Annotated in this window: 10 protein-coding genes; 5 read left to right on the top strand and 5 right to left on the bottom strand. The window is 68.0% G+C overall.

Translation table 11 applies throughout. The annotated features are described in order from the left end of the window. Positions 1–14 precede the first annotated feature (14 nt). The 3 genes from K377_RS17455 to K377_RS17445 all read left to right on the top strand — a co-directional run bounded on the left by K377_RS17455 (position 15) and on the right by K377_RS17445 (position 5,526). Positions 15–614: a TetR/AcrR family transcriptional regulator gene (locus K377_RS17455; protein WP_111664307.1), complete on the top strand. Its 600-nt coding sequence runs from the start codon at positions 15–17 to the stop codon at positions 612–614. A gap of 249 nt (positions 615–863) precedes the next feature. Beyond that, a complete protein-coding gene (locus K377_RS17450) occupies positions 864–3,713 on the top strand; it encodes a PQQ-dependent sugar dehydrogenase (protein WP_111664306.1) in 2,850 nt (949 codons plus the stop codon). Positions 3,714–3,735: 22 nt separating this feature from the next. Next, on the top strand, positions 3,736–5,526 hold the full coding sequence (locus tag K377_RS17445) for a ThuA domain-containing protein (protein WP_111664305.1): 1,791 nt from the start codon (positions 3,736–3,738) through the stop codon (positions 5,524–5,526). 87 nt (positions 5,527–5,613) lie between these two features. Here K377_RS17445 and K377_RS17440 read toward each other — a convergent pair whose 3' ends face one another. After that, positions 5,614–6,141 (bottom strand): MarR family winged helix-turn-helix transcriptional regulator, encoded by a 528-nt coding sequence (locus tag K377_RS17440; protein ID WP_181512594.1) that lies wholly within the window; start codon positions 6,139–6,141, stop codon positions 5,614–5,616. Positions 6,142–6,228: 87 nt separating this feature from the next. Between K377_RS17440 and K377_RS17435 the strand changes: the two genes are divergently transcribed. Together K377_RS17435 and K377_RS17430 are read left to right on the top strand one after the other, a co-directional pair. Further along, the gene (locus tag K377_RS17435; protein ID WP_111664304.1) at positions 6,229–6,864 is read left to right on the top strand and encodes an FMN-dependent NADH-azoreductase; all 636 of its coding nucleotides are present in this window, start codon (positions 6,229–6,231) and stop codon (positions 6,862–6,864) included. 179 nt (positions 6,865–7,043) lie between these two features. Further along, positions 7,044–7,289: a DUF2630 family protein gene (locus K377_RS17430; protein ID WP_111664303.1), complete on the top strand. Its 246-nt coding sequence runs from the start codon at positions 7,044–7,046 to the stop codon at positions 7,287–7,289. Between the two features lie 43 nt (positions 7,290–7,332). Here the strand turns inward: K377_RS17430 and K377_RS17425 are convergent, their stop codons facing one another. The 4 genes from K377_RS17425 to K377_RS17410 form a co-directional block, all read right to left on the bottom strand. Further along, positions 7,333–7,815, bottom strand: coding sequence for an N-acetyltransferase (locus K377_RS17425; RefSeq protein WP_111664302.1), 483 nt, complete (start codon positions 7,813–7,815; stop codon positions 7,333–7,335). A 125-nt stretch (positions 7,816–7,940) separates the two neighbouring features. Continuing rightward, positions 7,941–8,555 (bottom strand): antibiotic biosynthesis monooxygenase, encoded by a 615-nt coding sequence (locus K377_RS17420; protein WP_111664301.1) that lies wholly within the window; start codon positions 8,553–8,555, stop codon positions 7,941–7,943. 258 nt (positions 8,556–8,813) lie between these two features. Beyond that, positions 8,814–9,575, bottom strand: coding sequence for an isochorismatase family protein (locus K377_RS17415; RefSeq protein ID WP_111664300.1), 762 nt, complete (start codon positions 9,573–9,575; stop codon positions 8,814–8,816). A 97-nt stretch (positions 9,576–9,672) separates the two neighbouring features. Then, on the bottom strand, positions 9,673–10,545 hold the full coding sequence (locus K377_RS17410; protein ID WP_111664299.1) for a 3-hydroxyacyl-CoA dehydrogenase family protein: 873 nt from the start codon (positions 10,543–10,545) through the stop codon (positions 9,673–9,675). Positions 10,546–10,775 lie beyond the last annotated feature (230 nt).

Here is a 10,775-nt window from a genome sequence, read left to right as displayed (position 1 = left end):
CATAAGATGACGGCATGAGTTTGCGAGAGCGGAAGGCCGTGCTGACCCGGCGGCGGATCGTGGCCGAGGCGATGCGCCGGTTCGTCGCCGACGGCTATGAGCAGACCACTCTCGAGTCGATCGCCGACGCCATCGATCTGAGCCCCGTCACGATCTACCGGCACTTCGGCAGCAAGGAAATGATCGTCCTCGAAGGGTTCCAGGAAGGGTACGGCCCCTACCTCAGCACCCTGCGCGATCAGCCGGCCGACGCCGACGTGGCGACCGTTCTCAGCCGGGCCATCCTCGCCCGCCTCACCATGACACCCGAGGAATGCAAGAGCGTCCTGATGGCCCGGGACGTCATCGACGAGGCGCCCGCGGCCCGCGCGCGGCTGTGGGACACCCTCGCCGAGCACCGCAGTGCGACAGCGGAGGCCATCGCTGAGCGCGGCGAGACCGACCCGGACGACATGGCCGTACAGCTCTCCGCGCGCATCGCGGTGCTCATCGCGGAAACCGCCGCCGACCGCTTCAGGGCGAACCCCGAGGGCGCCGAGCCCCAGGACATCGCCCGTGAGCTCATGCAGCTGCTGCGCGACGGTCGACTGGTGCTGCCTGACCCGGACGCGTGAGCGTCGAGCGGTCAGGCCAACCGCCCCTCCACGGCTTTGTCCTGCTTGAGGAGAAAGAGCGCCAGGAGTCTGTCATAGCCCTTCCGGGAGCAGACCAAGGCCGCTAACTTCCTCTGATGGACCGGTCAACTCCCAGAGAGGACCGGGCCGAAGTGGCGCGACGGCGCGCGCCGAGTTCTCCCTCTGCACGACCTGTTCAGGCTGTTCAGGCCTTCACCCCCCATATGGGAGGCACCCGTGCGCAGACGCATGCCCGGATCCACGAGAGCTCCAGAACGCCACAGACCCCGCCACCGACTCCTCGCACTGTTCGGCTCCATCCTGCTCGCCGTCGGCGCGCTGACCCCGGTCGCGGCCGCCGCGGAACCCGAGAAGGCCGCTGCGGCAGAGGACTTCCAGCAGGTCACCCTCGCCAAGGGCGTGGCCGAGACCGGCGAACCCATGACCATGGCCGTCCTGCCGGACCGCTCGGTCCTGCACACCTCACGCGACGGAACGCTGCGGCTGACGGACGCCGCCGGCACCACCAAGGTGTCCGGCAAACTCGATGTCTACAGCCACGACGAGGAGGGCCTCCAGGGCATCGGTGTCGACCCCGGCTTCTCCTCCAACCGCTTCGTGTTCCTGTACTACGCACCGAAGTTGAGCACGCCCGCGGGTGACGCCCCGGCGGACGGCGCCGCCGCGGACTTCACCCCCTTCGACGGCGTCAACCGGCTGTCCCGCTTTGTCCTCAAGGCCGACGGCACCCTCGACCTGACCAGCGAGAAGAAGATCCTCGACGTACCCGCCTCCCGCGGCATCTGCTGTCACGTCGGCGGCGACATCGACTTCGACAAAGCCGGCAACCTCTACCTCTCCACGGGCGACGACAGCAACCCGTTCGCCTCTGACGGCTACACGCCGATCGACGAGCGCGCCTCACGCAACCCGGCGTACGACGCCCAGCGCAGCGCCGGCAACACCAACGACCTCCGCGGCAAGATCCTGCGCATCAAGGTCAACGCGGACGGCTCGTACGCGAACCCGTCAGGCAACCTCTTCGCCCCGGGCACCGCCAAGACCCGCCCCGAGATCTACGCGATGGGCTTCCGCAACCCGTTCCGGATGAGCGTCGACAAGGCCACCGGGACCGTGTACGTGGGCGACTACGGCCCCGACGCCGGAACCGCGAACGCCGGCCGAGGTCCCGCGGGCCAGGTCGAGTTCGCCCGGATCACCAAGGCCGGCAACTTCGGCTGGCCGTACTGCACCGGCAAGAACGACGCCTACGTCGACTACGACTTCGCCACCAGCACGTCCGGGGCCACGTTCGACTGCGCCGCGCCGAAGAACACCTCTCCCCGCAACACCGGACTCACCGACCTGCCTCCGGCGCAGGCGGCCTGGATCCCGTACGACGGCGGCTCGGTGCCCGAATTCGGCTCCGGCTCCGAATCCCCGATGGGCGGTCCCGTCTACCGCTACGACGCCGCCTCGACCTCCGACGTGAAGTTCCCCGAGGCCTACGACGGAGACTTCTTCGCCGGTGAGTTCGGCCGTCGGTGGATCAAGCGCATCGAGCAGGCCGGCGACGGCACCGTGCAGTCCATCAACGCCTTCCCCTGGAGTGGCACGCAGGTCATGGACATGGCCTTCGGACCGGACGGCGCGCTGTACGTCCTGGACTACGGCACGGGCTACTTCAACGGTGACGCCAACTCCGCCCTGTACCGCATCGAGCACGTCACCGGCGGACACGCCCCGGTGGCCCAGGCGAAAGCGAACGTGACCTCGGGCAAGGCGTCCCTCGCCGTCACCTTCTCCTCCGCCGGCACCTCCGACGCCGACGGCGACGCCCTCACGTACGCATGGACGTTCGGCGACGGCGGAACCTCCACGGCGGCCAACCCCTCGCACACCTACACCGCGAACGGCCAGTACACGGCGACGCTCAAGGCGACGGACTCCACCGGCAAGTCGGCCACCGCGTCGGTGCAGATCACCGTCGGAAACACGGCGCCGACGGTCAAGGTCGAACTGCCGCTGGACGGCGCGATTCACGACTTCGGCGACGCCATCCCGTTCAAGGTGACGGTCACCGATCCCGAGGACGGCACGATCGACTGCGCGAAGGTCAAGGTCACCTTCATCGTCGGCCACGACAGCCACGGCCACCCGCAGACCTCGACGACCGGCTGCTCCGGCACCCTGCAGACCCTGGCCGACGGCGAGCACGACCCCAACGCGAACATATTCGGCGTCGTCGACGCCGAGTACACCGACAAGGGCGCGAACGGCCAGCCCGCGCTGACCTCCCACGCCCAGCGCATCGTCCAGCCCAGCCACCGCCAGGGCGAGCACTACTCGACGTCCTCAGGTGTCCAGGTCGTCAGCCACACTCCGGCGCACGGCGGCAAGACGGTCGGCTACATCGAGAACGGCGACTGGATCTCCTTCACCCCCTACGCCCTTGCCAACGCCACCAAGTTCACCGCGAGGGTGTCCTCGGGCGGAGTCGGCGGCACCATCGAGGTCCGAGCGGGCTCGGCCACCGGAACACTCCTCGGCACGGCCACGGTGCCGGTGACCGGCGACTGGGAGACCTTCCAGGACGTCACCGCCGACCTGAGGAATCAGCCGGCGGCCTCCACGAACCTGTACCTCGTCTTCAAGGGCGGCTCCGGTTCGCTCTTCGACATCGACGAGTTCTCCTTCACGACCGGGACCACCACCTCCCGTACGGGGCTGGTGAAGGGGGTGAATGGCAAGTGCCTGGATGTGCGGGGTGCGGCGACCGCGGACGGCACGCAGGTGCAGATCTATACGTGTAATACGTCGGGTGCGCAGCAGTGGACGGTTTCTGCTGACCAGACGTTGAGGGCGTTGGGCAAGTGCCTGGATGTGTCTGGTGGGGGGAGTGCGGACGGGACGAAGGTGCAGTTGTACGGGTGCAATGGTTCGGGTGCGCAGAAGTGGGTGGCGCAGTCGGACGGCACGGTCCGTAATCCGCAGTCGGCCAAGTGCCTGGATGCTTCCGGTGGTACGTGGAACGACAGCACACCGGTCCACCTGTGGACCTGCCATGGCGAGGCCAACCAGCGCTGGACGCTGCCGTAACGCGACGGAGGTGCACCCCATCATGCGTACCAGACCTGCCGCACGACCACGTTTCCTCAGCCGGACCGGAACGAAGACACTGCTCGCCCTGTGCGCGGGCTCGGCTCTGCTCCTGACCCCGCAAGCCGTGGCGCAGCCCGCCGAACAGACGGCTCCCGCCGCCGAACAGCAGGCCCTTGCCGCCGCCGACCCGGCGTACAAAGTGCTCGTCTTCTCCAAGACGGCTGGCTTCAGGCACTCGTCGATCGACGAAGGCATCACGGCGCTCCGCACCCTCGGCGCGGCCAATAACTTCACCGTCGACGCGACCGAGAACGCGGCGGCCTTCACCACGAGCAACCTCGGCCAGTACAAGACGGTCGTGTTCCTCTCGACGACCGGAGACGTACTCGACAGCGCCCAGCAGACCGCGTTCGAGGGCTACATCAAGGGCGGAGGCGGCTACGTGGGCATCCACGCCGCCGCCGACACCGAGTACGACTGGCCCTTCTACGAGGGTCTCGCCGGGGCGCTGTTCCAGTCGCATCCGGCGATCCAGTCCGCCACGGTCAAGGTGGAGGACCGCGCGCACGACGCCACGGCCCATCTGCCGACGACGTGGCAGCGCACCGACGAGTGGTACAACTACCGTGCCAATCCGCGCACGTCGGCCCATGTTCTGGCCTCGCTCGACGAGTCCAGCTACTCCGGCGGCAGCATGGCGGGCGACCATCCGATCGCCTGGTGCAAGGACTACCAAGGTGGCCGGGCCTTCTACACCGGAGGCGGTCACACCGAGGAGTCCTACACGGACGCCGCGTTCACCCGGCACCTGCTCGGCGGGATCCGCTGGGCGGCCGGCATGACCGAGGCGGACTGCCGGCCGGAGACCGGCTACACCTCGCTGTTCAACGGGTCGTCCACCACCGGCTGGAAGCAGGCGGGACCGGGCGGCTTCACCCTGGCCGACGGGACCCTGACCTCGCACGACGGCCTGGGCATGCTCTGGTACCAGGCGAAGGAGTTCACCGGCGACTACAGCCTCAAGCTGGACTGGCGGATGGCCGGCGACGACAACTCCGGTGTGTTCGTGGGCTTCCCGGCCTCCGACGACCCGTGGTCGGCGGTGGACAACGGCTACGAGATCCAGATCGACGCCACGGACTCGGCCGACCGGACCACGGGATCGGTCTACGGCTTCAAGTCGGCCGACCTCGCGGCACGCGACGCCGCGCTGAATCCGCCGGGGGAGTGGAACACGTATGAGCTCCGGGTCACCGGCGAGCGGCTGGAGATCTTCCTGAACGGCCGGAAGATCAACGACTTCACCAACACCGATCCCGCCCGCAGCCTGAAGCAGGGATACATCGGCCTCCAGAACCACGGGACCGATGACGACGTGGCATTCCGCAACGTGCGCATCAAGACATCGGACACACCACCGCCCACCTCCCGTACGGGGCTGGTGAAGGGGGTGAATGGTAAGTGTCTGGATGTGCGGGGTGCGGCGACCGCGGATGGCACGCAGGTGCAGATCTATACGTGTAATACGTCGGGTGCGCAGCAGTGGACGGTGGCTGCTGACCAGACGTTGAGGGCATTGGGCAAGTGCCTGGACATCTCTGGTGGGGGGAGTGCGGACGGGACGAAGGTGCAGTTGTACGGGTGCAATGGTTCGGGTGCGCAGAAGTGGGTGGCGCAGTCGGACGGCACGGTCCGTAATCCGCAGTCGGCCAAGTGCCTGGATGCTTCCGGCGGTACGTGGAACGACAGCACACCGGTCCACCTGTGGACCTGCCACACCGGCCCCAACCAGAAATGGACCCTCCCCTAGCCAGGGGAAGGTGTGGTGCCCCCGGACTCCGGCTCCGGGGGCACCACACTTTTCACGTTGGAACGGCAGGCCCCCCGTAGGTGCCGGTCAGGCCTCCGGGGAGCCGCACTGCGCGTCGGACGGCGGCGGGACGTGGTCGATGACGTCCAGCGTCTGAGGGCTGGTGGCCGCGAGCACCTTGCGGCAGATCTGCTGCAACTGCTCCAGCTCCTGTGGGCTGAGCACGTCGATGACCGTCCTGCGTACCTCGCGCACGTGACCGGGAGCGGTCTCCACCACCTTGGCCATGCCGGAGTCGGTGAGGACCGCCTCGACGGCGCGGTTCTCGGTGGGGCAGGCGCGCCGCTGCACCCAGCCGAACTTCTCCAGCCGCTGCACGGCATGCGAGAGACGGGACTGCGAGCCGTTCGCAAGCTGCGCGAGCAGGCGCATCTGACGGGTACGCCCCGGGCTCATGGAGAGCTCGGCGAGGATCGAGTACTCGAAGAAGTTGAGACCCGCGTCCCGCTTGAGCTGGGCGTCGATCGTCGGGGGCAGCGCCATGAGCGCTCCGACCAGATGGACCCAGCCTCGGGTCTCCTCACAGGTCAGCCAAGGAATGTCGTCGTCGCTCACGACGCCGAGCATACCGGGGTTGAACATTCAATCCAAAGATGTCAGCATCTGGATTGAACATTCAATTCACGTCTTGAGGAGTTCCCCATGAGCCTTCTGCGTATCGATGCCAGCATCCTCGGCCCCGCCTCCGCCGGCTCGGAGCTTGCCGACCTCGTCGTGGACACCTGGGCCGCCGAGCACCCGCAGGAGCCGATCGTCACCCGCCACCTGGGCACGAATCCGCTCCCTGCGCAGGCCTGGGCCGACGCCGTCAGCGCCGGTTACGCGCCCGAGGACCAGCGCACGGACGGCCAGAAGGCGGCCGTCGCTCTTGCCGCCGAACTCCGCGCCGAGCTGACCGACGCCTCCCAGGTCGTGCTGGCCTCGCCCTTCTACAACTTCGGCGTCTCCCAGCACCTGAAGACCTGGATCGACCTGGTGATCGCCAGCGGCGACCCGTCCGACCGGCTTCTGGAGGGCAAGAAGGTCGTCCTGCTCGTCACGCGCGGCGGCGCCTACGGTGCCGGCACCCCGCGCGAGGGCTGGGACCACATGACCGACTACCTGCGCCGCATCCTCGTGGATGTCTGGGGCGGCGATGTCACGGTGGTGGAGCGGGAATTCACCCTCGTCGGCGTGAACCCGGCCCTGGACCAGTTCAAGGACCTCGGCGCGGAGCTGAAGGCGAACGCCCACGAGGCCGCCCGCGAGGCCGGCAAGAGCCTCGCCGCCGCGCACTGACACCCCGACCAAGCGTCCCGACCGTTGCCCCGGTGAGCGCGTCCGCTGTCTGATCCACGATGCCCGAGAGGGATCTGCAGGTTCGTACAACGGACGCGGCGGAGCCAACGGTCGGGTCGCGACCGGGGGCCGCGGTTTCTAGAGTTGAGCGGGGGCACGCAGCTACGGAGGCATGGGACATGGAGCAGCAGGAGATCCTGAATCGGATCAGTGCCATGGTCGACGACGAGAAGCGGCTGCGTGCCGCGGTCGCGGACGGCACCATCGACACCGCCACCGAGCACGAGCGCCTGGCATCCGTGGAACAGGCTCTCGACCAGTGCTGGGACCTTCTGCGGCAACGACGCGCGAAAGCCGAGTTCGGTGAGAATCCGGACGAGGCTCGTGTGCGACCGGCCCGCCAGGTCGAGGGCTACCAGTCCTGACACGCGAGCCGTAGGCGGCAGCAATCCATGACGCTGGAAGATTTCAGTGCAGGTCCGGGGCCTGTGTGGCCGCCTGCGGTGTGTCGCGTACGAAGAGGGTGACGGTCGCGCCCTCCCTGAAGCCGTGTCCGCGCATCAGCGTGGCCGACGCGGTGTTGCGGGATTCGACGTCGGTGACGACGGCGGTGGCGCCTGCCTTCACGAGCTGCTCGCAGCACCGCTCGACCAGTCGGTGGGCCAGGCCCTGCCCACGGTAGGCGGGGTCGGTGGCGATCCATTCGAGGTTGCCCCAGTCGGCGCGCTGGTCGAAGCCCATGGAGCCGAGGACGAATCCGGCGAGCCGGCCTTCCGCGGCCGGGTCGAGGGCGGCCCAGCAGGAGGAGTCGATCGCGTCGAGGTGGTGCGCGACCGCTGACAGGGACCAGGACGTGTACGGCTTGAGCGATGTGTCGAACACGCTGTGTCCGAGGCCGAGGACGTCCACCACTCGCTCGACGGGCAGCGGCACGAGATCGATGTCTGGCATGCCCACACGCTAGGTGCCCGTCTGCCGGGCCGCACCCGGGCACACGCCCGTCGACGGGGCCAACCGCTCTCGCCGCGCGATCATCGGCCGAGCGGAAGCCGACGCTGCCGCCTGGCCGGCGGTCGTCATGGCTTCGAGGTGCCCTTCTGGTTCCTGCTGGTGCGGCCGTGCGTGGGCCGCCGGTAGAGCCACGGGCGCAGCAGGCGGGTCCAGCGGGGCATGATCACGAAGGTGAGGAGGGCCACGTTCATGGCGACGACCAGCAGGCCGCGCAGGGCGGGCCAGGTGGGTATGGCGAGCCAGTCACCGAGGTGGGAGACGACGGTGGGGACCACGAGGGTCAGGGGGTAGAGGGCGACGACGGTGGCCAGCCACTGCTTCCAGCGGGGCGCGGCAACGGGAGCGCCCGCAGGTGTGCTGGGAACGGGGAACCAGAAGTCGAGGCCGTGGTGGACGTTGATGTCCTCCTCACGGGAGAGCAGCGGGGCGACATCGTCCATGAGCGCGGCGCGGGTGGGGGACTCGAGCCAGTTGATCAGGTTGCCGTGCGTGTCGAAGCGCAGGGCGAGGGTGTAGCGGTGATCGTTGTCGGCCGGGCGGAGGACGTTGATGCCCTGGTGGCCGGAGTACTCGGATGCCGCGGGAATGATGCGGTCGAGCCAGTCCTCGTAGGCGTCGTGGCTGTCCGGTTTGACGTGGTGGGTGATGAGGGAGGTGACGGCCTCCGTGGGATGGCTCATGGGGTTCTCGTCTCGGCTCGTGGTGGACCGTGCCGTCCGGTTTCGGGGTGCGGTCGCCGCAGTCGGAGAGGCTCGCTCCACGTGCCCGGGACCGGCGCCTCACCGGGCTGCGGGATCACTACGGATTCCTCATCGGTGCGGCGCGCCGGACTTCCTCGTCCTCCCCGACGACAGTGTTCAACGGCGGGTGGTCCCCAGATCGGCGCGGATGACAGCGGCCCCGGCGGTGTGCCGGGGCCGCTGTCATGCACGGAGGTGTCAGGAGGCAGCGTCGAACGGGTCGGGGACGACATGGCCGCCGACGTTGTTCCAGAAGTTCTCGAGGACGAAGCCGTACTCGGACAGGTTCTGCTTGAACGGGTCGAGCATGGCGCTGGAGTAGGAGTTCTTCCAGTCCTCCTGGAGCTCGCAGGCCAGGGCGAAGGTGCTGACCGGCTCGGCGCCGGCCTGGACCATGCGGGCCAGTGCCGCGTCGGCCTCGTAGTGGTTCCAGGCGCCGGCGGCGTCGATGACGGGGAAGACCTGGTAGCCGTCGTTGCGCAGGGACAGCGTGGGGAACAGGGTGCAGGTCCCGATGGTCACACCGGCCAGGATGATGTGGGTGCGGCCCGTCTCCTCGAGAAGCTTGAGCAGGGCGGCGCGGAAGGTCGGGTCCTCGTAGGCGTTGATGATGCCCGTACGGCGGATGATCGGGACCTCGGGGAAGAGCTCCTTGATCTCGGGGAGGATGTCGCCGTTCTGCCACTGGGCGTTGGACGAGGTGATCAGGACCGGCAGTTCGAGGGCCTTGGCGGTGCGGGCGAGGCCGACGACGTTGCTCTTGAGTTCGGCCGCGCTGGAGGTGTCGCGGGAGCTGGCCATCAGGCCGATCTGGTGGTCGATCAGGAGCACGATGCTGTTGTCGATGGTCGGCTTGGAGTGGCCGAACCGACCGGCGGCGCGGGCCTCGTCGAGGGAGACACGGTCGGGCAGCGGGGTGTCGGTGATCGGGCTGATGATGTCGGCAACGCGCTCGGTCATGATGAAACTCCTTGCGGATGGTGTGTTCTGGTGGTGGCCAGCTATTGCCGGGGCGTGGCGGTCAGGGCCAGGCCGAGGCGAGCCGGGGTGGCGGTTGTCAGGCTGTGGGGGTGTAGTCGGTGTAGAAGCCGCGGCCGGTCTTGACGCCGAGGTGTCCGGCGTCGACATAGCGGTGCAGCAGCTCGCGGGGCCCGGTGGGCAGGTGCGGGTTCTCCGCCGCGTAGTGGTTCTCGATGTCCAGGACGACGTCGAGTCCGACCTGGTCCATGAGGCGGAACGGCCCCTGGGGCGTGCCCATGTTGATCTTCCACATGGCGTCGATGTCGGCCGGGTTCGAGACGCCCTCGGCGACGACGCTGAGGGCTTCGCGCTTGATGGCGGCCCAGATGCGGTTGAAGATGAAGCCGGTGCTCTCGCGGTGGGCCTCGAAGGGGAAGACGCCGTAGTGCGGCAGCTCGCGCAGCAGTAGATCGAACACCCCGCGGTCGGTGTGGCCGCTCGACATCAGGTCGACCGCGGTCATCGCGGGCGGCATGTAGAAGTGCATGTTCAGCACGCGTTCGGGGTGATCGAGCTGACCGCTGAACTGGCTCGTCGGATACGACGAGGAGTTGCTCGCGAGGATCGTGTCGGTGCCCGCGGTGCGGTCGAGTTCGGCGAAGATCTCCTTCTTCAGGTCCAGGCGCTCGGGGATGGCCTCGACGACGAGCCAGGCATCCGCCAGCGCCTCGTCCAGGTCGGTGGTCGCCACCACCGTGCCGGGCGTACCTCCCTTGATTCCAGCGGCGACGTGGGGCAGCTGCTCCTTGATGTAGGCGAGCGCGTTGTCACCGGCCTGCTGCACGGAGTCGAAGAGGCGAACCGTTCCGCCGCGGGTAGCGAACATCATCGCGATCCGCCGGCCCAGAGTGCCCGCGCCGATGACGGCGACAGGACGGGACTGGGTGTCCGTGGGGAGGGTGAAACTCATGGTCGTCTTCTTTCGCGTCTTGGGGGCTACGGGCGCCGCTCACATCCAAAACGTAAGATGAAATGCCCTATTTGCACCAATGTTCGACATGCGATGGATCGATCACGCCGACCGATTGGGGACGTCGTCGCCTCGCAAGGCCCAGGAGGAAGCGGTCGCCATGTGCTTGCCGCGGTCCATCGATCGGTTCAGTCGATGGGCCGACCTGAATTCCGCTCTGGATCGACGGC

Source organism: Streptomyces sp. PsTaAH-137 (genome assembly GCF_003259365.1).
Taxonomy (GTDB): domain Bacteria; phylum Actinomycetota; class Actinomycetes; order Streptomycetales; family Streptomycetaceae; genus Streptomyces.
Note: the sequence above shows the minus strand (reverse complement) of the source record. Positions and strands in the feature narration are given on the sequence as shown.